Raw genomic sequence first — 23,509 nt, 5'->3', positions numbered from 1 at the left:
ATTTCATGAAATTGCCGATAGGTTAAGTTTTCTATCAAAAATATTTCATAATAAACTATGTATCTACGCCCCTTTGATCCGTGGAAGAGCGAGCTATGCACATGTCCACCAAAGTATTCACTTAATCCATATACAGGATGTTCTCACGGATGCCTTTACTGTTATGCTTCTTCATACATAAAGGATTTTTTTCATTTAAGAGAAAAAAAGAATCTCATTGCAAGCCTTAAAAGGGAAATAGAAAAAATTCCTGAAAACTCCCTAATTTCACTATGTAACACCTCAGATCCCTATCCACCAGTAGAAAAAATCAAAAAATTTACGAGAAAATGTCTTGAAATTTTTAAAGAACACCATATGAGAGTTATCATCATAACAAAAAGTGATGTAGTTTTAAGAGACATAGATTTACTAAGAGAAATGCCATCATGTGTAACATTTACTATAACCAGTTTAAAACATGACAGAAAACTTGAACCAAATGCTCCTTCATCATTTGATAGATTTAAAGCAGTTGAAAGATTAAGTAAAGAAGGAATTCCTGCTGGTTTGAGGCTTGACCCGATTATTCCAATGCTTAATGAAGATGAAGTGGAGAGAATTTTAAAAGAAGCAAAAAACTGCGGTGTAAGACATGTTACAGCAAGCACCTTTAAACCAAGATGGGATAGCTGGAAGAGAATAGTTAAAGCTTTTCCTGAAGTAGCTGAAAAAATTAAAAGCCTTTACTTCAGAGACGGAACGAAGATTTCAAACTCCCTGTATCTTCCAGAATCCTTAAGAAAAGATTTGATGATTAAAGTAAGAAAAATTTGTGATTCCCTCTCTTTAACCTTTTCTTCCTGTAGAGAGAGCTTCCCTGAGCTCAGCAATGCTGCAAGCTGTGATGGAAGTCATCTCATAGGGCAGAAAAGTTTTTCTCAAGCACATGCATCCACTCTTTTTTAAAATCTTGAAATCTTCCATCAGCTATAGCCTGTCTCATTTTTTCAAAGAATCTGCAGTAAAAGTAAAGATTATGGATGGTATTAAGCCTCATTGAAAGAATCTCTCTGCACATGTAAAGATGCCTTAAAAAAGCCTTTGTATAGTTTCTACATGTATAACAGTCACAGTCTGGATCAAGGGGAGAGTTATCTTCTTTAAACTCACTTCTTTTAATGCTAATTCTGCCCTGAGATGTAAAAAGTGTTCCATTTCTTGCATTTCTCGTTGGTATAACGCAGTCAAACATATCAATCCCGTGCTCAACTGCATGAAGAACATCCATCAAGTCACCAACTCCCATCAGATAACGAGGTTTTTCTTCAGGCATTAAAGGTGCAATATTTTTTATCACTCTATACATGTCTTCCTTTGGCTCTCCCACACTTAAGCCTCCAAGAGCATATCCATCAAAGCCTGTTTTCACAATTTCTTCCACTGCCTTTTGCCTTAGCTCATCATAAATGCCTCCCTGAATAATACCAAAAACTGCTTGATCATTTCTGTGTTTTTCAAAATAATCTTTGCTTCTTTTTGCCCAATCTGCTGTGAGCTTGAGAGATTTTTCAACATATTCCTTTTCTGCTGGATATGGAACACACTCATCTAAAACCATCATTATGTCTGAACCCAGAGCAAGCTGAATCTCTATTGCCTTTTCAGGAGTTATAAAGTGAAGGGAGCCATCAATGTGAGAGCGAAATTCAACTCCTTGGGATGTTATCTTTCTTAGTGATGCGAGGCTATAAATCTGAAATCCGCCACTATCAGTAAGAATTGGTCCATGCCAATTAATGAATTTGTGAATTCCTCCAAGTTTTTTAACTGTCTCATGCCCCGGTCTCAAGTAAAGATGATAAGTATTTGAAAGTATTATTTCATAACCGATTTCTCTGATCTCCTCAGGAGTCATTGCTTTAACTGTTCCATTTGTCCCCACAGGCATAAATGCGGGTGTATGAATAACACCTCTTTTAGTTTCAATTAATGCATTGCGGGCAAATCCATCTTTTCTGAGAATTTTAAATCGCATTTAAATATTTTAACAAACCCTCTTAATCATTTTCCGAATCGGCATCTTTTATTTATAAAAATGAAATGATACATTATTCTGTCATTCCCGGATAAGCTGTTCCGAGCCCTTCAGCTACGCTCAGGATAAACTCAGCAATGTCTCTCACACCTGAGTTCGTGAGGGTGTAGGGGTTTAATGTAAGATTAAAACAGTTGTTCGGGAAACTAAATCATAAATCTCTGTCTTTTTAAATAATCTTTAATCTCCTCACCTTCACTTTCAAAGCCTCTCCTGCCCATTGCACCATAGGTGAGTCTTTTGCCAAGCTCAACTCCTGGCTGATTAAAGGGGTTTATGCCATAAAGAAGCCCTGTCATTGAAGTGGTTATCTGGAGGAACTGAAAGATTTGCCCAATGTTGTAAGCATTAATCTTGGGAATGATGATTTTAAGATTGGGTTTTTTATTTATTGTTAAAGCCATTTCTGTGGCAAGTTGCTCGGTATTTATAAGCTCCTCAAGGGTATGTCCTCCAAGAAATCTCAATCCTTCTATGTCATGAAACTCCTCTGGAATCTCTTCCTGACAGCCATGTCTTTCAACGCTCAAAAAAAGGATAACTTTATCCTCAGGTCCCTCCATCCATAGCTGAAGCTGAGAATGCTGATCAGTGCTTCCAAGAGATGGATATGGTGTGGTTCCCTTTCCTTCTTTACCAAGGCTTTCTGCCCAGAGTTGACAGAACCATTCAGAGAGTGTTTTAAGTCTATCAGAGTAGGGAAGAAAAACGACAATTTTCTTTCCTTTAATTGTATCCATCAAATACAGAGATGAAGCAGCAACTGCCATTGGATTTTCCTCTAAAGAGTTATTTAAAGCCTTTTCTGAAACTTCTCTTACACCTTCCAGCATTTCCTCACTTTTAATGCCAATAACTTCAAGCAAAAAAAGCCCAACAGGTGTAAGAACAGAGTATCTTCCAACAACATTTTTTGGAATAAAAAGACATGGAATGCCGTACTCATCTGCAATCCTTCTTAAATTACCTTTTTCAGGGTCTGTGGTAAAAACAAAATGCTCTTTTACATCAAGCTTTCTGTCTCTTATCATCTTCCAGAAAATCAAAAAGGAGGCTAAAGTCTCTGAAGTAGCTCCAGATTTTGAAATAACATTGATGAGAGTTCCCCTTAAGTCAATGTTTTCAATAATGTTTTTAAAGGTTACAGGATCAACATTGTCATATATAAAAATCTTTGGTTTTTTCTTGAGATTATGCATGGGACTCAGAGCTTCAAGAATAACCTTGGGTCCCAGTGCACTTCCTCCTATTCCAAGAAGAATAAAATATTCATAATCTCTTGCTTTGTTAGCAAGTTCTTTAACTGCTGTTAAATCCTGACTGTAAAGCCCTATAAAATCAAATTCTTTATACGGTTTTTCTGATATCAGACTGATTGCCTTTTTAGCATAGTATTCAATCTCAGTAATAGAAACTCCTGCATGCCCTATTTCTTCCGATAGAACATTGGAAAAATCTAATTTAACCACCTCTGCCTCCTTTCTTTGAAAAATAGGCTACTACAAAGACTATTAAAACAGATAAAATAACAATTGTTGCTAAAACCTTGGTAATTTTGAATGCCATAATTACAAGAAGTGCAAGCGCCAGGAGAAGATAAAGCTGCCAGCTCAATTTTTAACCTCTGTTTTCTTTCAGTGTAAGAGTGAGTTTGTCATTCTGCACATTAACAAAAAATTCCACCTTTAACCTCTCAAACATCTTCTTGTTGTTTTTTCATATGAAGATAAGCTTCCTTAACTGAGATAACCAAAATTGCAAAAAATCCTATCAATAATCCCTTAATACTAAACCAGCCATTTATCGCAATAAACCATAAAAACAAAAAAATACCACCCAACTTAACATAACTCAAACCTATAACCGTAAGCTGAAACATAGGTTTACCGAAGAATTTCTTTACAGCCCATGCAAGCTCTCTTAAACTGAACCAGCTAATTAAACCTCCGAGAATGACATTAAATGCAACTATTTCATTCTGCCATAAAAGATAACTCGCCAAAGCAAGTGCTGGCACTAAAATTAAAGTTTGTCTATTTATCCTCTTCTGAACTTCCCTGTCCACTTTCTTTATCCGCCTTTCTTACAACTCTGAAAATTTCTTTCACGCCAGCAACAAAACCAGCTATTAAAAAAATAATAGAAAACAATGGAAAACTATGCAAAAGCCCATCAATCAAATATCCAATCACAACACCTATAACTACACACAGAACAAAGTTAATTCCTAAGGCTGAAGCATCAAGAATTACCTTAAAAATGGATCTCTTAGGACTCTCTTCACTCAATTGTCTCCTCACATTCTGATAATACAAACTCTTTTAAGGAAGTTGCAACTTCTTTGTAAAATGCTGTGTTTGCTTTCTCATATAAAGTATCACAGAATAAAGGAATCCACTCGCAAAGTCTTCTTAAAAATTCAATCTGTAGGTCTTTGAGATTTTGCTCTATAAGATAGCTCATAAAGAGAAGCTCCATTGAGATGTGGTCATGGGGAAGGTCTATTTCTTCATCTATGGCAACTCCTGCTGCCCAGTAAAAATGCTGAACATCTCTGAGTTCAAAACTTAAAGGAATATCCTTGTAAAGCTCTGTCAGATAGTATCCTTCATAGTTTGGAACAGCACCCTCCACAAACAAAGCTATATAGTCATTACATATTTCTTCATAGGTATCATTAATTGAAACTTCAGCAAAATCTTTAAAGTCCTCAATATGTTCAAATTGAGGAATGTTCATAAAAAGATAGGCAAAAAGTCTGTATGCTTCAACTCTTTCCTGCTGAACGGGATCTAAAAAATTCATAGCTTTCTAAAGGCTTCATAAGCAGCTTTTACAGTTTTTTCTATATCCTTTTCAGTATGGGCAAGTGAGATAAAGCCCGCTTCAAACTGAGATGGTGCAATGTAAATACCCTGTTCAATCATGCTCCAGAAAAATTTTTTAAACTTTTCAATATCAGAAGTCTTTGCTGTACGGGCATCCACTACTTCTGCTTCAGTAAAGTAAGTGCAGAACATTGTTCCTGCCCTGTAAAATTTAACTTTTACACCTGCCCGCTGAGCAGCATCTTTTAATCCATCCTCAAGATGTTTCATTGATTTTTCAAGTTTTTTATATGTTGCGTGTTTTGAAAGAATCTTCAGTGTCTCAATTCCTGCAGTGACTGCAAGAGGATTGCCAGAGAGTGTTCCAGCTTGATAAACTCCTCCTTCAGGTGCAACAAGACTCATTATCTCTCCTTTACCACCATAAGCACCAACAGGAAGCCCGCCTCCAATAACCTTTCCAAGGCAGGTTAAATCAGGTTTTATTCCATAATACTGCTGCGCTCCACCAAAGGCAACTCTAAATCCTGTCATAACCTCGTCAAAAATCAAAACAATTCCGTATTTCTCTGTTTCTTCTCTTAAAGCTTTTAAAAAATTGTCATTTGGCAGAATACATCCCATGTTTCCAACAACAGGCTCAACGATAACACAGGCTATATCGTTCCAGTGTTCTTTCAGGGTATTTTTAAATGCCTCTGTATCATTGAAAGGCAAAACTATTGTTTCTGAAATATATGATTGAGGCACTCCGAGACTGTCTGGAATTCCAAAGGTTGCTCCACCAGAGCCAGCTGAAACCAGAAGTCCATCCACATGACCATGATAGCATCCTTCAAACTTTACAACTTTGTTTCTTTTTGTAAAACCTCTCGCAACTCTTATGGCAGACATAGTTGCCTCTGTACCAGAGTTAACCATGCGAATTTTTTCAATTGATGGGAAAGCCTTTTTTATTAAGCCTGCAAGCTCTATCTCAAGGGAAGTTGGTGCTCCATAGCTTGTTCCTCTCTCAGCTGCTTTTTTTAAAGCTTTCACAACTGTTGGATAGGCATGTCCGAGAATAAGAGGACCCCATGAAAGAACATAGTCTATGTATTCATTTCCGTCCACATCATAGATTTTTGAACCCTTTGCCCTTGCTATAAATAATGGATTTCCACCAACTGCTCTGAATGCTCTTACAGGGCTGTTTACTCCACCTGGCATTAGTGTGATCGCCTTTTTATAAAGTTTCTCTGATTTTTTTCTCTTCATTATAACCTCCAGATTTATTTATGAGACTGTTCAAACTCACAAACTCTTGAAAATCAATAACTTGCAAACCTCTTTAATTTTCAATTACCCTCCATCTTAACTAAAGAGGAGACACTGCTCTGCCTCGGGCTGACAGAAAAATGCCTCCACATAACAAAACAATGTATCATTTTATTGAAAAGCCTCTGTTTATTTTAAATAAAAAGATAACAAAAAATGCGAGAAAATCTCAATTATGTTATAATTAAACATGGCAAAAACGGCACTTGTTATAGATGACAATAACCTTGTAAGAGAAACTCTTAAAGCCATGCTTGAATTTCTGGATTTTGAAGTTGCTATTGCTGAAAATGGTGAGGAAGCCTTAGAAAAATTCAAATCTACTGAAAAACCCTTTGATGTTGTCTTTGTTGACCTTGTTATGCCAGGAATCTCAGGGAAAACAGTTTTACAAAAACTCATGGAGATTGACCCTCAGGTTAAAGCCATAATATCAAGCGGATACTCCAATGATCCAGCAATTGCTGAATATGAAAAATTAGGATTTAAAGGCATTCTCAACAAACCCTACACACTTGATGAACTTAAGAAGATTCTTAAGGACCTAAATATCCTCTGATGCTGGAATATATATTCTGAAAGTTGTTCCAATTCCTACTTTACTTTCCACTTCTATTTTACCCTCCATTTTTTCTATTATGTTCTTTACGATACTCAATCCAAGACCTTTTCCTTCCCTTTTCATGGTAAAAAAGGGATCAAATATTTTATCTATGTATTCTTCAGGGATTCCAGGACCTGAATCAGTGATTGTTATACAGACATAGTTTCCTTTTTTTAAATTTTTAATCTCTCCATGATTAGTTAAGTTTTGCAGACTTATTTTAATTGTGCCAGTATCCTGCATAGCCTGCCTTGCATTCATAAGAATGTTTTGAAATACTCTGTAAAGCTGTGCAGTATCAGCATAAACAGAAAACAAAGAAGGCTCAGCTTCAACGGTAAAACTTATTTTTGTTCCATTTAAAACAAAGGCTGCAGAAGTTTTTGCAATATCTTCAATGTTTATCTTTTCTCTTTTTGATATAAGATCAGGGCTTAAATCTTTGAGCTGCTCTATAATCATATTCATCATCTTTGTTGCCTCAAGCATTTTTTCTATACTTTTTTTCTTATCCTCTGATGTTTCAATCTCTTTAAGAATGGAAAGATTTCCTGTAAGAACCATAAGATAATTACTGAAATCATGAACAATTCCTGCAGAAATCTTCGTAATTACATCCAGCCTTTCAAGCCTTTTTGAAACCTCCTGTCTCTGAATTATTTCAGTGGCATCTTTTATTGGTATTAAATTGCCAAAATTAACTCCCTTTATATATATAGGAATCTCCTCATAAACCACAGGAGTCTCCTTTCCCTTTACACTTAAAATTTTAAATTCCGGATTTTCATGCTCTTTCAAGCTAAATACCTCTGTTACCTGCTTTCCTATCAACTCTTCAGAGGCATCTAAAATTCTCTTTGCCTCTTTGTTCACATATTTTATTTTGTCTTTAGTATCAGCATAAATTATTCCAGTATCCATTGCATCAAAGACAATTCTTTTTTCTTCAGCTTCCTCAGCAAGTCTAAGGAATATGCTTCTTATTCTCTCAAAGTTTCTTATAGCAAAGGAGTGAGAGATAAAGACAAGAATAATCAGGGCAATGTAAGAAATGTTTTTATATCCCTCATAGATGGAAAGATTTAAAAAACTTGCAACAAACCAGTCTTTAACAATCTCGTGTTTGACAATCTGCCATTTCTGTGCTTTAAAGTCTTCAAAGATATTATCATCAATCTGTTTATATTCTGAAGACAGAAGCTTATCATTACCAAAGATTTTTTCTTCATAAACTCTCCCAAGCTCCTTTTGTGATACGCTAAAGAGCAATCTATTTGTTAACTCCGGTTTTCCTATCAAAACACCACCTGAAGAATGCATTAAAAAGGCATTCTCCATGTTAATCTGTTTTTTAAAATCCTCACTTATATAAAACTGAAAAACAAGCACGCCTTTAATACTACCTTTATCATACACAGGATAGGAAATCCTTATATCATCTCTTCCTGTATAAACACCTCTTGCAATAAAAATGGAAAGCTTACCTTGAATAGACTCTTTAAAATATCTTCTAAAACTCACATCTTTACTAATCATTCGCTCTCTGTATTCAGAAGAACAGGCTCTTATAATTCCATCTTTATCGGTAAACCATATTAAAGCTGTGTCAAGGCTCTGATTGAGATAAGAAAGATATTTATTAAGCTGCTCAGGTCCTTTTCTCATAGCCATCTTAAGATCCTCGGAAGAGGCAACAACTTTTATGAAATTGCTTAAAGCGTCTATCTTGTTTTTAACTTCAAGAGAAAGCCTCTCTAAGGTGAGTTTTTTATGATAGACATCCATGTTTTTTGTATCTTCAATAAATTTTGCAGAGAAATAAAGTAAGATGGAAACGACAAAAATAAAAACAGAAATGTAAAGAAAGAAAGTTTTATATTTCTCTTCATAAAGAAAGATTACTCTGAAACACAGAGAGAGGAAAACAGATATTGTTGCACAAACATTAAAAACCAATAATTGTGTAATAAGATAAAGAGAAAGAAAAATGTAGTAAATGCCGAAGAAAACAAAAGGTAGAATCGTTCCTTTTCTTATAATTGAAGGAACAACATCAGATGGCTTTGATTTTGAAAATTCCTCTTTATACCATAGATGAAAATAAGATATGCCTGTAAAAAAAAGCCCTGAAAAGGCAAAAGCTTCATTTTTCTGAAATATGAAAAACAGAAGAAGAATTATGGGCAGCAAAAGATAATAAAAATTGAAATTCAGGATTCTTCTGTATCCGTAAAATAGAATTGTTCCAATTACAACAGTATTTAAACCAACCAGGAAGGGGTAAAAATTGCTTAAATACTCTCTGAAAAGAATTAAGAGATTTAGTGTGAAATTTAAAAAAATAACAGCGAAAAAATATGTAATAACTCTTTTATCAGTCTGAAGCTCTATTTTACTTCGCCAGGACAAAACATAGTAAAAAACAATTGAATGAAATAAAAGAAAAGAGAGTCTCAAAAAATTAGATAAATCATCAAAAAATTGAGTATTCATTTTATCAGTTCATCAAAAAGGGATATTTGTTTATCAAAAATGTTTAATTTTATATCATTTGCTCTTTTTAAATTGATAATTCTCACATATTTGTCAGCATCTTCAACATCCAGTTCTGATGTTTTACCAGTTTTAAGTATATATGAAGCCATCTGACCTGCTCTGTATCCCATCTGATAAAAATCAACAGATACTCCGCCAAAAAAGCCGAGTTCTACAAATTGTTTATTAATCGCCAGATCAATCTTTTTTATTTTCTCTGTAATTATTGATGCCACATCCCGTAAAGTAAGGAATTTTTCATTTTTTATTGACATTACGAAAGGGAAATAGGCAGTAATCTCTTTTCTTTTATTTATTTCTTCTGAAGCTTTATCTAACTCTGAAACTGTGCTTACAGGATAAAAAACTATTCTGTTTTTCAAATCTGTATCTTTAAGTTCGTAAATAACCTGCTGTTTAAGTGCCTCTCCCATAAAATCAGTGGAATAAAGAACAGCGATTTTATCAATCCTGCCAACTAAGACTTCAACGAGTTCAATCTGTTTTGGAATAAAAAGCCTCTCATAAACACCAGTAAAGTTTTTAGTTGGTTTTCTCTCTTTAAGAAAGTGATATTTCTTATTGTAATGCTCTGGAGTAACATTTATTCCTGAAAAAACAACAGGAATTTCCTCTCCCATAAAATGCTTTGCGGCGCACTGAAAAGCCGCATCATCGGTTGTAAGAATTAAGGAAGGTCTGCGAGATTTAACTTTTTCTGCAAAGTCATCACATTTTTTTTCAAGTTCATGCCTGGAGATTCTTCTTGAATCAAGATATGTTATCTCAATCTTCAGGTTATTAATCTCCCTTTTCAATGAATCAATTGCTCCTTGAACTTGCGGTTGTCCACATACATCTCTATCATCATAGCTTGAGAGAACAAAAACAGTCCTCTCCTCTGAGCATCCATAAAGAAGCATGAAGATAAGTGTAAAAAAGTAAACTTTTAGAAACTTTAGCATGATATATTTTACTAAATTTCATGAAGTTGGCAACAGAAATTTATCTTAAGCGCAGGTTCTTATTTTTCAAGAAATTGCATGTTTTAAGAAGCTTCAGAATTTATTTCTCAAAGAAGGCTTTATAAAAATTACTTGCCCGATGGGAGTATTCTGTGTTTATTTTTTCTGCTTCATTGAGGATTTTTTCTCTTAAAGGATGGTCTTCAAACCATTCTTCAAGCAGCTGTCTCGTTACCTCTATATGAAACTGTAAAGCATAAGCCTTCCTGTATCTGAATGCCTGATTTTCATAAAGGCAGGACCTTGCAAGATGAACTGCACCCACTGGCAAATCAAAGGTATCTCCATGCCAGTGAAAGACTTTAAATTTCCTCCATACATCGCCAACTGATGGATGCTTTGCAAGGGCAATCATTAATGGGTCTCTCAAACCTTCTCCAGTAAGCTCTATTTCATGCCAGCCAATTTCCTCACCATGTCCCTTATAAACCCTTGCTCCAAGAGTATGGGCAATTAACTGAGCACCAAGACATATTCCCAGAACCTTCAGGTTTCTGTTTATTGCTTCTCTTATAAGCCTTGAAACTATTTTTAGATGGGGATAAATATCCATCTCATAAACACCCATTGGTCCACCCATAACTATCAGCCCTGTAAAATCTTCAAGGGTTGAAGGCAATTGCCCTTGTTCTGCTTCAAAGATTTTGTAGGGGATTGAGTTTTCAATTAAATAGTTCTCTATGCTTCCTGGTCCTTCTGATTTAATATTTTTAATTATCGCTATCATTGAGCTTTACTCCTTTCTTTATTAAAATTCCGTATTTTTTTATTCTGTAGTTGAGCTGTCTTTCAGTAAGACCTAAAGCATGAGCTGTTTTTCTGATATTATAATTAAATTTTGGAAGGGTATCCATGATTCGTATTCTTTCAAGTTCTTCAACCTCTGTGGGAAGCTTAAGCTCTCCAGAAAAAGAGGATTTTATTTTTAATACTCCTCTTACAGTATCAGGAAGGTCATAGAGTTTTATCTTATTGCTCTCTGTCATTACAACAAGCCTTTCTATGGTATTGGCAAGCTCTCTCACATTTCCAGGCCAGTCATAGGACACAAGCATCCTTAATGCTTCTTCATCAATTGAGACTGATTTTTTATAAATCTTGCAGAAACTCTTAAGATAATGCTCAACAAGCAGAGGAATATCCTCTTTTCTGTCTCTTAGGGGTGGAATATATATGGGTATGACATTAAGCCTCCAGAAAAGGTCTTCCCTGAATGTTCCTTTTCGTATCTGCTCGGAGAGGTCCTTGTTTGTGGCTGAAATGAGTCTTACATCAACCTTTACTGTTTTTGAGGAACCAAGAGGCTCAACTGTTCTTTCCTGAAGCACTCTTAATAGTTTTGGCTGAAGCGTTAGAGGCAGTTCACCTACTTCATCAAGGAAAATAGTGCCTCCATTTGCCTGTTCAAACTTGCCAATTCTCTTTACAGCACCTGTAAATGCTCCTTTTTCAGAACCAAAAAGCTCTGCTTCAAGAAGGTTTTCAGGGATTGCAGCACAGTTTATTGCCACAAAAGGTCCTTTTGCCCTTTTGCTCTGAAAATGGATTGTCTTTGCAATAAGCTCTTTACCTGTTCCGGACTCTCCAAAAAGTAGCACTGTGGCGTCTGTTCCTGCAACTTTCATAACTGTTTTAAGCACTGACTGAAAAGAAGGTGATTGTCCTACAAGATTGGGAAAGTTGTATCTATCCTTAAGCTGTGCTCTTAGCAGCATATTCTCATCTTCCATGACTTTATAACTCTCCCACAGCTTCAGAAACTGAGCAATAAGGGATGCAACTATTGAAAGAACTCTGAGGTCATCATCCACTTCTCCTTTTTCGTCTGAATAGATTCTGTCAGCAGAGACAACGCCAAGAATTTCATCCTCAATCTTTATTGGAACACAAAGAAAGGATATGCCTCTTTTATCTGGTCTGCTTCCTGTTTTATTGAGAAACTGAGGCTCCTTTTCAATATCTGGAATAAACATGGGCAATCCTGTCTCTATCACTTTACCGACAATTCCTTCACCGGCTCTGTATTTGCCTCTGCTAATCTCCTCCTGAGTCAGTCCATAGGCAGCAACAATGCTTATCTCTTCTGTTTTTTTATCAAAGATAAAAATACTTCCTCTTCGCATATCAAGCTGTTTTGATAAAATCTCAAGAACAGAGTAAAGATTTTTCTCAAGGTCAAAGGATGAGGTCAAAACCCTGCTAACTTCAAATAGTGCTTTTAATTCTATGTTTTCACTTTTATTCATACTCTAAACGGCAAATTATTGCCGATAAACTATTATAACATTTGAATCACCTGTGGTCAAGAAATAGGATTAGTACTTATTTTTGAAGGATGAATTGTTTGTTTAACGTCAGAATATTTTCTTAGAATTTGCATTTCATAATTGTCCCTCTGTGAACCAAAGGCATAGATAAGTGCTATGTTAAATTTGCGACAAATTTCTGAGAACTTTTCAAATTTTTTCATATAATAAAATCATAGCATAATAGGAAACTCTCATGGGATTGCTGAATTTTTTAAATACTTTCAAATAAAATCGGCAGGAAAGCTCCTGCCGATTTCTCAATTATTATATTGCCTGTTCACCCTTTTCTTTTGTTCTTATCCTCACAGCATCTTCAACAGGAAGAACAAATATCTTTCCATCACCAACACTCCCTGTGTAAGCTTTTTCAAGTATGGCATTGATTACTTTTTCAACAAGGCTATCAGGCACAACAACTTCAACCTTTATCTTAGGTATAAATAGCACCTCAAGCTCAGAGCCTCTGTAAACCTCCACATGACCTTTCTGTCTGCCAAAACCCTTTACATCACTCACTGTCATTCCCTGAATGCCTGCTAAAACAAGGGCTTCCTTCACTTCTTCAAATTTAAAGGGTTTAATTATTGCCTCAATCTTTTTCATCTCATTCCTCCTTTTTATAAGTTATATGCTCTTTCACTGTGCTGAGATGCATCAAGCCCCGCAATTTCATCTTCCTCTGAGACCCTGACCTTCATGAATATTCTGAGCGCCAAGAATATTAAAGCAGTCATTATAGCTGTGTAAACTATTGTAACTAAAACAGCCAGAGTCTGTGTCCATAACTGCCCAGGATTTCCATAAAGCAGCCCTTTCCCAGCCTCATTAATTGCAGGGTCTGCAAAAACTCCAGTAAGAATTGCACCCAGTATTCCTGCAACACCGTGAATTCCAAATACATCAAGGGCATCATCATATCCTATCTTTGGTTTCATTGCAGTGACACTGAAGTAGCAGATAAATCCTGCAACAGCACCAATTATAATTGAACCAATAATATTTACAAATCCAGCTGCAGGTGTAATTGCAACAAGACCCGCTATCATTCCTGATGCAAGACCAAGCACTGTTGGCTTCTTTGTTACTGCCCATTCTGTAAACATCCATGCCAAAGCAGCCACTGCTGTTGCTGTGTTTGTGTTAATGAATGACTGTGCTGCAAGACCATTTGATGCAGCTGCACTTCCTGCATTAAATCCAAACCATCCAAACCACAGAACTGCTGCACCAATTGCTACCAGAGTAAGATTGTTTGGCACAAGAAGAGTATTTTTTCTTTTACCAAGAATGAGCACTCCCACCAAAGCCGCTATACCAGCATTTATATGAACAACTGTTCCACCTGCAAAATCAAGAGCACCCATCTTTGCAAGAAATCCTCCACCCCATACCCAGTGAGCAACAGGAACATAAACAAAGCTCATCCACAGAATTGAAAATACTACCCAGGCTGAAAACTTCATTCTTTCAATATAAGCACCACTTATCAAAGCAACAGTAATTGCAGCAAAAGTAAGCTGGAATATGGAGAACAAAACCTCAGGTATAGTTCCCTGAAGTGATTCCACTTTAACTCCTGATAAAAATGCCTTATCAAGATAGCCAATTATTCCTGCCATATCGCCTGAAAATGTAAGGCTGTATCCATAAAGCACCCATAGAAAACTTACGAGGCAATAGGTAACAAAGCTCATTGCAATTGTGTTAAGAACATCCTTTTTCTTTGCCAGTCCACCGTAAAACAATGCAAGTCCAGGCACTGTCATAAGCATAACAAGAGCAGTTGCTACAATCATCCATGCTGTATCACCTGTGTCAAGCTTTGGCTGAGTAGGTGTTTCTCCTTCAGCAAATACTAAATTCGCTGAAATTGCTAAAATTATCATTATTAGTATTAATATACTCAATAACTTTTTCATCTTATTCCTCCTTAAAAGCTAAATGTAATGTTGATTCCTGTTACCCAGGTATCATCAAGATGCCCATTGGGATTGTATGGATTTCCGTCCACAACTCTTTTTGCCTTGCTTGAAAGTGGAAACCAGTACTGAACCGCAGGTTGAATTGTTAAATTTTTCATAACTGGAATTGTAAGCCCTGCCTGAAGTTTTCCATCATGAAAGGCACTGTATTTTTTGCCCGAGTATTCACCTATGCTGCTTTCATAGGTTCTCCAGTAAGAGTCATCACCTTTGAAATAACCAAAGGATGCTGCAAGGTCAAGGGTGATGTCTTTGTAAACATCAAAGGAGTGGGAGAAGCTCAGATTAAGGTAGGTGCCAGGATAAGTTGAAATGTCACGGTAAATAGTAAAAGCTGGCTTTGATATAATATCATAGCTTGCAGTGAGAAAAACTTCCTCTGTTTCATCAGCATACTTTGTTCCGTAGTAAATGTAACCACCTGTGAGAGAGAGTTTGTCAATTGTGTAAGTGTAGCTCAAGGTTATGTCAGATTCATTAAAACTTTTTCTGCCAGGTCTGTCAGGAATAAATGATTGAGTAGCGTGTTCATCACTGTCAATGTTACCCCAGTAATTGAGAGAAAACCCTTTGTAAGATAGAGTAACAGAAGGCTGAATAACAAAGCTTTTAGAACTCAACTCATAACCACGAAAAATATACCTGTTGTAAGCACCCACGGAAATACTCCCAGTAACCCTGTCTTCTTGCTTCGGTTCTTCCTTTTTTACATCTTCTGCTTTAACAAAAGAGACAGACATCAAAAAAGCTAAAACCACTACCAGATACTTAAAACTTCTCATAACAGCACCTCCATTTTTATTTGCCTATGAATAGAGCTAAAATTGTGCCAGAATATAACTGTTTGAGAATTAAGAACTTTTTCAGGCTAAAAACATTACAATTTTGTAATTTCCTGCAAAATTGTAGAAATTAAAAGTCGTTAACCTTTTTGTAAGCCTCAAGAATTTTTTCTCAGAAGCTTTTTTCACATTGATTGAATTTATCCTGTATTGCTATACAAAATCAGGAGGATTTGCAAGAACCCCCAATTCAGCAGCATTCTTGGATTCAACATTTTATGCAGTGGAAAGTTTAACTCTCTTAAAATTTTAAATTTTGATTTTTTGTTTTGCTCTTTTTAAAAATTCCTTAGCCAGGACTATTGCTTCTTTTGAATCCTCATAATCAAATGGAATTTCTGGATAGTAATCAGCTTCCTCTCTCATTTTACGAAGTCTTCCAATTACCTTACCTATTCTTGAATCAAACTCACCAGTTTTTATGTAATATAGCCCGAACATTCTTTCAACACCTTCATGGGTTTTCGGGTCAACACATTTTAAAAGTAGAAGAGCCTTTGCAGCATGATAAACTGTATAATATGCAGATACAATGCTTTTGTAGTAAAACTCTTTTTCCTGTAATATCTGAGATGCCTTTAATTCCTCATCAGCCCTTTTAAGTTCATCCTTTGCTCTTATTAATGCTTCTTTTTTATTTATTCTCTCAACCATAATAAAATACCTTCTTTCTTAATATTGCTCAGAAAATTGATTTTTTTTGTTTTAAAATCTTCCTCACAAGCAAAAACAACAGAGACCAAAACGGTATATTTTATTTCAAGTTCAGAGATTAAGTCATAAATTAAAAATTTTGTCTTTTTATCAATGGCTTTTTCTACAACAAAAAGCAGATCTATATCAGAGTCTTCAAGAAAGTCACCTCTTGCCTTTGAACCATAAAGAATAATTTTTTTGATATTCGGATAAAGATTTTTAATTTTTTCAATGAGCTCGTTTATAAATCTATCTTCATAGTAGTTTAAGTAAGGAATTTTCTTGATTTTTTGAGCTTTCTTCATGAAAAATTATAACATAATTGTCAAGGAAACAAGCATGAAACCTGCAACAGTATTTATTGTTTTACTCGGAGTTGTAAGTCTATTTTCTGATATGACCTATGAGGCTGCAAGAAGTATCACAGGTCCTTTTCTTGCTTTTTTAGGTGCCTCTGCAACTTTGGTTGGGTTTATTGCAGGTCTTGGTGAGTTTATCGGATATGCTTTAAGACTTTTCTCAGGCTGGCTTGCTGACAGGACAGGTAAATACTGGAGTATTACAATCGCAGGATATTTAATAAATCTTTTAAGTGTTCCAGCACTGGCTCTGGTTGGAGGATGGCAGCTGGCAGCAATGTTGATTATGGCTGAAAGAGCTGGCAAGGCAGTGAGGACACCCTCAAGGGATGCCATGTTAAGTCATGCTACAAGCCAGATTGGTCGTGGATGGGGATTTGGACTTCATGAGGCAATGGATCAGATTGGAGCAATGCTTGGTCCATTGATAGTGGCAGTTGTATTTTATTTTCATGGTGGATACAGAGAAGCTTTTGCAGTATTGCTTATTCCAGCTACCCTTGCTATTGGCATACTGATCTTTGCAAGATTTCTCTATCCATCACCAAGAGAGTTAGAAATATCAAATCTTCAGATACAAACAAAGGGTCTTAGCAAAGTCTACTGGATTTATCTCATATCAGTTGCTTTAAATGGTGCAGGATATGCTGATTTCCCTTTAATTGCATACCATTTTAAAAAAGTGTCAATGGTTTCTGAGCAGTGGATACCTGTTTTTTATGCTATGGCAATGGGTATTGATGCTCTGGCAGCCTTAATCTTTGGATATTTTTTTGATAAAAAGGGGCTGTCAATACTTATTTTTTCAGTTATTATCTCAGCAGGTTTTGCTCCCCTGTGTTTTCTTGGTGGATTTTATTCTGCCCTCTTTGGAATGCTACTGTGGGGAGTAGGAATGGGAGCGCAGGAGTCTATTATGAGGGCTACAGTAGCGGTTTTAGTTCCAAAGCAGAAAAGAGGTACAGGATATGGAGTATTCAATACAGGCTATGGTTTATTCTGGTTTTTAGGTAGCACTGTTTTAGGTCTTTTGTATGATTTTTCAGTCTCTGCTTTAGTAATTTTCTCAGTGCTTCTTCAGCTTTCCTCTATACCCTTTCTTATGAGAGTAAGAAAAATGTTACACTAAAAAATTGATGAAATGGCTTTTTATATGAAAGCATTTATGAAACATATTATTTTCCGGGGTGGGCTTAAACTATTTTTCTGGCTTGGAAAAATTTTAAAAAAAAAGCACCTTAAAAAATTTTCAATCATGTTAGGAAGCCTGCTTTGCCTTTTTCCCTGGACAAGAAAAAATATTGCCTTTGAAAATTTAAAAATTGCCTTCGGTGAGCAATACAGCGAAAAAGAACTAAAAAAAATTCTGAAAAAATTTATTCAGGAAGTTATATTAACTGCCCTTGAAGTTGCCTTTATTGTCAAAAAAAATGAAAAACTCGCTCCGTGGGCAAAGGCAGAGGGAGTTGAACTGCTTGATGAAGCATTAAAACAAAATAAAGGAGTTATTGCATTGAGCGGGCACATTGGAAATATTCCTGTAATGCTTGCATGGCTTGCGGAAAAAGGTTATCCCGTTGCAGTGCTTTTTAAAGAAGGAAAGTATCTACCAGAGGGATTTCTTTATAACCTGATAAGTTCCTACAAAATTTATCCAATCCCCATGCATTCTGACAGAGAAGTGCCAAAGGAGATTATCAAAGCATTAAACAAAAACATGATAGTTTTTATTCTTGCTGATCAGGCAAGACCTGGAGTCTATGCAAAATTTTTTGGTAAGTATGTTCAATGTCAGAAAGGTGCTTTTGTTATTGCTTTAAGGAAAAATTCTCCAATAATTCCTGTTTTCATCGTGAGAGAAAAAGAAGGACATACCATAAAATTTTACAGGGAAGAATTTCAATTGCTTCAACCTCAGAATAAAAGTTTTTTATTCTCCGATGAATATTTAGTAAAACTGATTGAAAATTACAACTTCATTCTTGAAAGCCTGATAAGAAAGCATCCTGAGCAGTATTATTGGTTTCATAGAAGATTTAAGAAGATGCTTCACTGAACTGAAGATGCCAGAGTTCACTGTAAAGTCCTCCCAGGGAAAGTAACTCTTCATGTGTTCCCTGTTCAATAATCTGTCCTTTATCCATGACTATGATTTTGTCTGCTCTTCTGATTGTTGAAAGCCTGTGAGCAATTACTATAGTTGTTCTTCCCTTTCTCATTTGTTCAAGAGCTCTTTGAATTTTCTCTTCTGATTCTGTATCAAGAGAAGCAGTTGCTTCATCAAAAATCAAAATTTTTGGTTCTCTTAGAATTGCTCTTGCTATAGTTATTCTTTGCTTCTGTCCTCCTGAAAGCAAAACTCCTTTTTCACCTACAAGGGAGTCATAACCCTGAGGCAATTTCATAATAAAATCATGTGCATCTGCCAGTTTTGCTGCAGCCAGGGCTTCTTCAAAACTTGACGATATATTGCCAAATTTAATATTGTTAATCACTGAATCGTTAAATAAAACAATGTCCTGAGTTACAAGGGCAATCTGTGAACGCAAACTGTAAAGAGAAAGCTCCCGAATACTTACACCATCAATCAATATCTCTCCTTCTGTGGGATACCAGAATCCAGCAAGCAAATCTGCTATTGTGCTTTTCCCTGCACCTGATGGACCAACAATTGCAGCAGTTTCACCTGGTTTTATTTCAAAGGAAACATTTTTTAAAGCATAATCCTTTGCAAGTGGATATTGGAAAGAGACATTTCTGAACACAATATGCCCTTTCAACTCCTTTTCAACTCCCTTTTCAGGCTCATGTTCAACAAATATTATTTCTCTCAATCTTTCAATAACATTTCTTCCCTTCTGAAAAGAGGCATTTACTCTGCTCAGTCTCTTAAGAGGAGTGTACATAAGAATAACGGCTGTAGCAAAGGAAAAGAAGTCTCCGGATGAAATCTTATCATTTACCACAAGCCATCCACCATAAAAAAGTATCATTGCCACGCCAACTCCAGCAATCACCTCTGTAAGAAGATTAGTAAACTCTTCTGTCCTCACTTCACGCATTATATTGTGATAATGCTCTGTAAGAGCCTTTTTATATCGTTCTTTCATGTCTTTTTCCATTGTAAAAGCCTTAATAATCTTTATGCCATGAAGTGTCTCATGAAGAAGAGTGGTCACTTTTGCAATTCTTATTCTTGTTTTCATGCCTATTTTTTTCATTTTTTTACCGAGTTCTGTCATAGCATAAATCATAAAAGGTATAACCAAGAATGAGAGAATCGCAAGATCCCATCTGCGATAAAAAGCAACTGCAGCTAAAGCAACAACGGTCAATCCCTCAACAATGAAGTCTTTAATCGTATTTGAAACAGTGCTTTTTAGCAAATCTATATCATTTAAAACCCTGGAAATGACATTGCCTGAAGAATCCTTACAAAAAAATGAAAAAGGGAGTTTAAGAAGCTTTTCATAAATCATATCTCTTACATTTTTCACTATTTTTGCACCAATTGAGTTCATAAGATAGTTATTTAAAAATGTAAAAACACCTCTTAAAGCAAAAAGTATAATGACTCCAAAGGTAATTAGATAAAGATACTCTGAAGACTTTTTAATAAAAATCTGATCCATTGCAGGTTTAACACTCCACGCAATAGCTCCATTTATGCCTGATATTGCAAGTCCACAGAGAAGTGCTAAAAGGAGTCTTAGACGATATTCCTTTATAAGTCTCCAGAAAACTGCAAGGTCGTCAATCCATTGTTTTTTAAACTTAATTTTAAACTGCTTCTCTATTTCCATAATTTTTCCCATGCTCTGGCATATTTCAAAAATGAATAAAAACTGTAAAGAACTGCAAGAATAAGTCCTCTCAAACCATCCAAAAATCCTGCTCGTAAAATATACATTTTAAAAAAAGTAAAAAGAGGAGAAAAGATCATCCTAAAAATTATTTTATATTGAGAGGGATTACTTTTAACAATCTCCTCTGCTGCCAGGCAGGCATAACTCTTCATCTTTCTGACGAAATCATCAATACTGTAATAGGTGTAATGAAGCAAAGGCTCTTTTAAATATCCCGTTTTACCTCCAACAAGGATTTTTTCGTGAACCTCTCTTTTTTGAATTTTCCCTTTGTCTTTTTTAAAAAGTCTAAGCGTATAGTCAGGCCACCATCCACTGTGTCTAATCCACTTCCCAAGAAAAAAATTCTTTCTTGGAATAAAATATCCATCATTGTCTTCCTTTATTTTCTCCATTATCTCTTTTTTTAAAGATTCTGTTACTCTCTCGTCAGCATCCAGAACCAGAACCCATGCAAGTGTTGTTTTATCTATAGCAAGCTGTTTTTGATTTGAAAAACCCATCCATTCCCGCTGAAAAATCTTTTCTGTATATTCTCTACATATCTGCACTGTTCTGTCTTCACTGAAGGAGTCAACAACAACAATCTCTTCAAAATCTTTAACTGATTCCAAAGCATCTCTAATGTTTTTTTCTTCGTTTTTCGTTATGATTGCTACTGATACAGGAATTTTCAAAAAACTTCAGCCTCCTATTGTTGACATAGCCCTTAAAGGCTTTGTCTGAGATGAGATTCCCTGAGGCTTAAGCTGAATTGCTTTTATAATAATCTGCCTTATTTCATCCTCTGATGCACCGCTTCTTAAAACTCTTTTTAAATCAATTTCCCTGTCTGAGAAAAGACAGGGTCTCAGCTTTCCCTCAGCAGTTAGCCTGAGTCTGTTACATCTTGTGCATATATGGGTAGAAAGAGGGCTTATAAACCCGAGCAATCCCTTTGCACCTTCAAGCATAAAATACTCTGCAGGTCCTGATTTTTTTATCTGAACAGGTATAAGACTGCCAACGGTATTTTCTATCTTTTGTTTTATTTCTTCTCGGGAGATAAAAAGTTCTTTTTTCCAGTTATTCTGTCCAACTGGCATAAACTCTATAAACCTTATTTGATAGGGCACCTCAATGCTCCATCTGGCAAATCTTTCTATTTCATCATCATTAACTCCCTTCATTACAACCATATTTATCTTTACAGGATTTAGCCCAACCATTTGAGCTTCTTCAATTCCTTCAAGAACTTCTTTCAATGAACCCAATCTTGTTATAGCTCTAAATTTATCTTCATTCAGAGAATCAAGACTCACATTTACTCTTTTAAGCCCCGCTTCAAATAAAGATCTGGCATACTTTTTTAAAAGTATTCCATTTGTTGTCATTCCTATGTCCTTTATACCTTCTATTCTGGAAGCTCTTTCAATAAAGCTTACAATATTCTTTCTTAACAATGGTTCTCCACCTGTTACTCTTATTTTAGATATCCCTGTTGTTGTAGCAATCCTGATTATCTTAAGTATTTCTTCATAACTAAGTATTTCTTCATGGGGAAGCAAGTTCTTAATTCCTTCTTCAGGCATGCAGTAAATGCAACGGAGATTACATCTATCAATAACTGAAATTCTCAGATAATCAATGTTTCTATTAAAGTTATCATTCATCTTTTTGTTTTGCTTTTTGTTTTGCTTTTTGTTTTTTTGGTTGGCGTCTTTTTACCGGAATTTCCACTGTTAAGTATCTCTGCTATTTTCTGCTGAGCAATCTCTGCTTCCTTGGACTGAGGATATCTTTCAATAACTCTTTCAAAAACCACTTTTGCTGTTTTTTTATCCTTTAGCTCAAGGAATGCCATTCCTTCTTTGAGAAGTGCGCCGGGTGCCTTATCATGTTTTGGATATCTTTTTAAGAACTCTTCATATGCAAGAATGGCATCCTCATATTTTTTTTCATTATAGTAAGTCTCACCTACCCAGAAATATGAGTTAGGAAGAAGTTCAAAATCAGGATAATTTTTTATAATTTCCTGAAATTTTTCTCTTGCAGAGGCAAAATTTTTGTTTTTCATATCAATATGCGCCGAATCGTAAATTGCCTTTGGATCTTTTAATGTTTCCTGTGCAGGTTTTGTAAGCTCGTTTTTTTCTGGTGATGCAGCTGGTTGATTCAATTTTGCCTGTAATTCTGCTATTTTATCATTCAGTTCCTTAAATTTTTTTTCATTCTGAAAGGAGTTTTCTTCAAATCTTCCCTTAAGAAGCTGAAGTTCCTTTACATAATCCTGTGTTTGAGCAAGAAGGGTAAGTTGCCCTTCCTTTAATGCCACTGCTGAGGTTAAGTCTGATGACATTTTATCAATCCTTGTTTTAAGCTCTGAAACATCCTGCTTTAATTGAGAGCTTTCCACATAGAGCCTTGCAATATCAGCCTTCATCTGTTCAAACTCCGATGTTGTAACACATCCAGACAAAATTACAGAAGCTATAATGCCTGTAATTGCTGTTTTAAGTTTTTTCATTTGCCCTCCTCTATAAATACAAAGTGTGCTCTTCTGTTTTTCTGCCAGCAAGATTCATTGTGCTCTGTGCATAAAGGTTTTTCTTCACCATAACTTATTATTTCCATTTTAGATGGTAGAACTCCCAGAGTTATCAAGTACTGTTTCACTGCATTTGCTCTTTTTTGTCCAAGTGCAAAGTTGTATTCATTTGTTCCTCTCTCATCACAATGACCTTCAATTATAACTCTCAAATTTGAATACTTCTGAAGCAATGAAGCAACTTTTTTCAATGTGGGAATATCTTCCTGTCTTATATCATACCTATCAAAATCAAAATGTATGTCCTTTATTTCTTCCTGAAGTTTTTTTAAAACTTCTGACATCTCTGTAGCGGAGAGTTCCTCTTGCCCAGTTGGTTTTTCAGCCTCTGTTTTTTCCTCTTTTTTGGGCATCTCTCCTTCTACTTTTCCTTCTGGCATGTAGATTTTTCTTTCAGCACAGGCAAAGATAAAGAAAAGACAAAAAATAACTATAAAAAGATTTTTTATGCCCATTTTACGCCTCCAGGAGGGGTTTTTTAT

Annotated in this window: 26 protein-coding genes; 5 read left to right on the top strand and 21 right to left on the bottom strand. The window is 35.6% G+C overall.

Annotated elements, in window-relative coordinates; genetic code table 11:
• The first annotated feature begins 57 nt into the window (after positions 1–57).
• On the top strand, positions 58–948 hold the full coding sequence (locus V4D30_RS08320; RefSeq protein WP_353683864.1) for a radical SAM protein: 891 nt from the start codon (positions 58–60) through the stop codon (positions 946–948).
• On the opposite strand, the gene tgt is transcribed toward V4D30_RS08320, so the two are convergent.
• From tgt to hemL, 7 genes are all read right to left on the bottom strand, one after another.
• Positions 899–2,017 (bottom strand): tRNA guanosine(34) transglycosylase Tgt, encoded by a 1,119-nt coding sequence (gene tgt, locus V4D30_RS08315; RefSeq protein WP_353683863.1) that lies wholly within the window; start codon positions 2,015–2,017, stop codon positions 899–901. The two genes, V4D30_RS08320 and tgt, sit on opposite strands and share 50 nt — an antisense overlap.
• Positions 2,018–2,223: 206 nt before the next feature.
• Positions 2,224–3,546 (bottom strand): glucose-6-phosphate isomerase, encoded by a 1,323-nt coding sequence (locus V4D30_RS08310; protein WP_353683862.1) that lies wholly within the window; start codon positions 3,544–3,546, stop codon positions 2,224–2,226.
• Positions 3,539–3,691: a hypothetical protein gene (locus tag V4D30_RS08305; protein WP_353683861.1), complete on the bottom strand. Its 153-nt coding sequence runs from the start codon at positions 3,689–3,691 to the stop codon at positions 3,539–3,541. The genes V4D30_RS08310 and V4D30_RS08305 overlap by 8 nt, the downstream gene beginning before the upstream one ends.
• 79 nt (positions 3,692–3,770) lie before the next feature.
• Complete coding sequence (locus V4D30_RS08300; RefSeq protein WP_353683860.1) at positions 3,771–4,142, bottom strand: ATP synthase subunit I; 372 nt, start codon at positions 4,140–4,142, stop codon at positions 3,771–3,773.
• Positions 4,111–4,365 carry an AtpZ/AtpI family protein gene (locus V4D30_RS08295; protein ID WP_353683859.1) on the bottom strand — a complete coding sequence of 85 codons (255 nt, stop codon included), beginning with the start codon at positions 4,363–4,365 and terminating at the stop codon, positions 4,111–4,113. The genes V4D30_RS08300 and V4D30_RS08295 overlap by 32 nt, the downstream gene beginning before the upstream one ends.
• Entirely contained in the window at positions 4,358–4,882 is a 525-nt protein-coding gene (locus tag V4D30_RS08290) for a molecular chaperone TorD family protein (protein WP_353683858.1), read from the bottom strand. The genes V4D30_RS08295 and V4D30_RS08290 overlap by 8 nt, the downstream gene beginning before the upstream one ends.
• Positions 4,879–6,162: a glutamate-1-semialdehyde 2,1-aminomutase gene (gene hemL / locus V4D30_RS08285; protein WP_353683857.1), complete on the bottom strand. Its 1,284-nt coding sequence runs from the start codon at positions 6,160–6,162 to the stop codon at positions 4,879–4,881. The genes V4D30_RS08290 and hemL overlap by 4 nt, the downstream gene beginning before the upstream one ends.
• A gap of 250 nt (positions 6,163–6,412) precedes the next feature.
• Here hemL and V4D30_RS08280 point away from each other — a divergent pair, with 250 nt between their 5' ends.
• Complete coding sequence (locus tag V4D30_RS08280) at positions 6,413–6,781, top strand: response regulator (protein WP_353683856.1); 369 nt, start codon at positions 6,413–6,415, stop codon at positions 6,779–6,781.
• Here V4D30_RS08280 and V4D30_RS08275 read toward each other — a convergent pair.
• The 7 genes from V4D30_RS08275 to V4D30_RS08245 form a co-directional block, all read right to left on the bottom strand.
• Entirely contained in the window at positions 6,767–9,319 is a 2,553-nt protein-coding gene (locus tag V4D30_RS08275; protein ID WP_353683855.1) for an ATP-binding protein, read from the bottom strand. The two genes, V4D30_RS08280 and V4D30_RS08275, sit on opposite strands and share 15 nt — an antisense overlap.
• Positions 9,316–10,326 (bottom strand): ABC transporter substrate binding protein, encoded by a 1,011-nt coding sequence (locus V4D30_RS08270; protein ID WP_353683854.1) that lies wholly within the window; start codon positions 10,324–10,326, stop codon positions 9,316–9,318. Before V4D30_RS08270 ends, V4D30_RS08275 begins: the two co-directional genes overlap by 4 nt.
• 100 nt (positions 10,327–10,426) lie before the next feature.
• Entirely contained in the window at positions 10,427–11,113 is a 687-nt protein-coding gene (locus V4D30_RS08265) for a type 1 glutamine amidotransferase (protein WP_353683853.1), read from the bottom strand.
• Complete coding sequence (locus V4D30_RS08260) at positions 11,097–12,632, bottom strand: sigma 54-interacting transcriptional regulator (protein WP_353683852.1); 1,536 nt, start codon at positions 12,630–12,632, stop codon at positions 11,097–11,099. Before V4D30_RS08260 ends, V4D30_RS08265 begins: the two co-directional genes overlap by 17 nt.
• A gap of 327 nt (positions 12,633–12,959) precedes the next feature.
• On the bottom strand, positions 12,960–13,298 hold the full coding sequence (locus V4D30_RS08255; RefSeq protein WP_353683851.1) for a P-II family nitrogen regulator: 339 nt from the start codon (positions 13,296–13,298) through the stop codon (positions 12,960–12,962).
• A gap of 14 nt (positions 13,299–13,312) precedes the next feature.
• Complete coding sequence (locus V4D30_RS08250) at positions 13,313–14,614, bottom strand: ammonium transporter (protein ID WP_353683850.1); 1,302 nt, start codon at positions 14,612–14,614, stop codon at positions 13,313–13,315.
• A gap of 11 nt (positions 14,615–14,625) precedes the next feature.
• Positions 14,626–15,459, bottom strand: coding sequence for a hypothetical protein (locus V4D30_RS08245; protein ID WP_353683849.1), 834 nt, complete (start codon positions 15,457–15,459; stop codon positions 14,626–14,628).
• A 190-nt stretch (positions 15,460–15,649) separates the two neighbouring features.
• On the opposite strand from V4D30_RS08245, the gene V4D30_RS08240 reads away from it, so the two are divergent.
• Positions 15,650–15,772, top strand: a complete 123-nt coding sequence (locus V4D30_RS08240; RefSeq protein ID WP_353683848.1) for a prenyltransferase/squalene oxidase repeat-containing protein — start codon at positions 15,650–15,652, stop codon at positions 15,770–15,772.
• On the opposite strand, the gene V4D30_RS08235 is transcribed toward V4D30_RS08240, so the two are convergent.
• Together V4D30_RS08235 and V4D30_RS08230 are read right to left on the bottom strand one after the other, a co-directional pair.
• Positions 15,769–16,173, bottom strand: coding sequence for a HEPN domain-containing protein (locus V4D30_RS08235; RefSeq protein WP_353683847.1), 405 nt, complete (start codon positions 16,171–16,173; stop codon positions 15,769–15,771). The genes V4D30_RS08240 and V4D30_RS08235 overlap by 4 nt on opposite strands.
• Entirely contained in the window at positions 16,158–16,520 is a 363-nt protein-coding gene (locus tag V4D30_RS08230) for a nucleotidyltransferase domain-containing protein (RefSeq protein ID WP_353683846.1), read from the bottom strand. Before V4D30_RS08230 ends, V4D30_RS08235 begins: the two co-directional genes overlap by 16 nt.
• 34 nt (positions 16,521–16,554) lie before the next feature.
• On the opposite strand from V4D30_RS08230, the gene V4D30_RS08225 reads away from it, so the two are divergent.
• Together V4D30_RS08225 and V4D30_RS08220 are read left to right on the top strand one after the other, a co-directional pair.
• The gene (locus tag V4D30_RS08225; RefSeq protein ID WP_353685165.1) at positions 16,555–17,703 is read left to right on the top strand and encodes an MFS transporter; all 1,149 of its coding nucleotides are present in this window, start codon (positions 16,555–16,557) and stop codon (positions 17,701–17,703) included.
• Between the two features lie 24 nt (positions 17,704–17,727).
• A complete protein-coding gene (locus V4D30_RS08220; RefSeq protein WP_353683845.1) occupies positions 17,728–18,630 on the top strand; it encodes a lysophospholipid acyltransferase family protein in 903 nt (300 codons plus the stop codon).
• Here V4D30_RS08220 and V4D30_RS08215 read toward each other — a convergent pair.
• The 5 genes from V4D30_RS08215 to pal are packed head-to-tail and all read right to left on the bottom strand — an operon-like array spanning position 18,611 to position 23,482.
• A complete protein-coding gene (locus V4D30_RS08215) occupies positions 18,611–20,377 on the bottom strand; it encodes an ABC transporter ATP-binding protein (RefSeq protein WP_353683844.1) in 1,767 nt (588 codons plus the stop codon). The two genes, V4D30_RS08220 and V4D30_RS08215, sit on opposite strands and share 20 nt — an antisense overlap.
• Entirely contained in the window at positions 20,368–21,117 is a 750-nt protein-coding gene (locus V4D30_RS08210; protein WP_353683843.1) for a glycosyltransferase family 2 protein, read from the bottom strand. Before V4D30_RS08210 ends, V4D30_RS08215 begins: the two co-directional genes overlap by 10 nt.
• Before the next feature lie 6 nt (positions 21,118–21,123).
• Entirely contained in the window at positions 21,124–22,092 is a 969-nt protein-coding gene (gene moaA / locus V4D30_RS08205) for a GTP 3',8-cyclase MoaA (RefSeq protein ID WP_353683842.1), read from the bottom strand.
• Positions 22,089–22,946 carry a tol-pal system protein YbgF gene (ybgF, locus tag V4D30_RS08200; RefSeq protein WP_353683841.1) on the bottom strand — a complete coding sequence of 286 codons (858 nt, stop codon included), beginning with the start codon at positions 22,944–22,946 and terminating at the stop codon, positions 22,089–22,091. The genes moaA and ybgF overlap by 4 nt, the downstream gene beginning before the upstream one ends.
• The gene (gene pal, locus V4D30_RS08195) at positions 22,943–23,482 is read right to left on the bottom strand and encodes a peptidoglycan-associated lipoprotein Pal (RefSeq protein WP_353683840.1); all 540 of its coding nucleotides are present in this window, start codon (positions 23,480–23,482) and stop codon (positions 22,943–22,945) included. Before pal ends, ybgF begins: the two co-directional genes overlap by 4 nt.
• Positions 23,483–23,509: the final 27 nt, after the last annotated feature.

Origin of the sequence: Thermodesulfovibrio sp. 3907-1M, from assembly GCF_040450955.1 — a bacterium.
Lineage (GTDB): Bacteria > Nitrospirota > Thermodesulfovibrionia > Thermodesulfovibrionales > Thermodesulfovibrionaceae > Thermodesulfovibrio > Thermodesulfovibrio autotrophicus.
The sequence above is the reverse complement of the archived record's forward strand: the minus strand, read 5'-3'. Positions and strand labels throughout refer to the sequence as shown.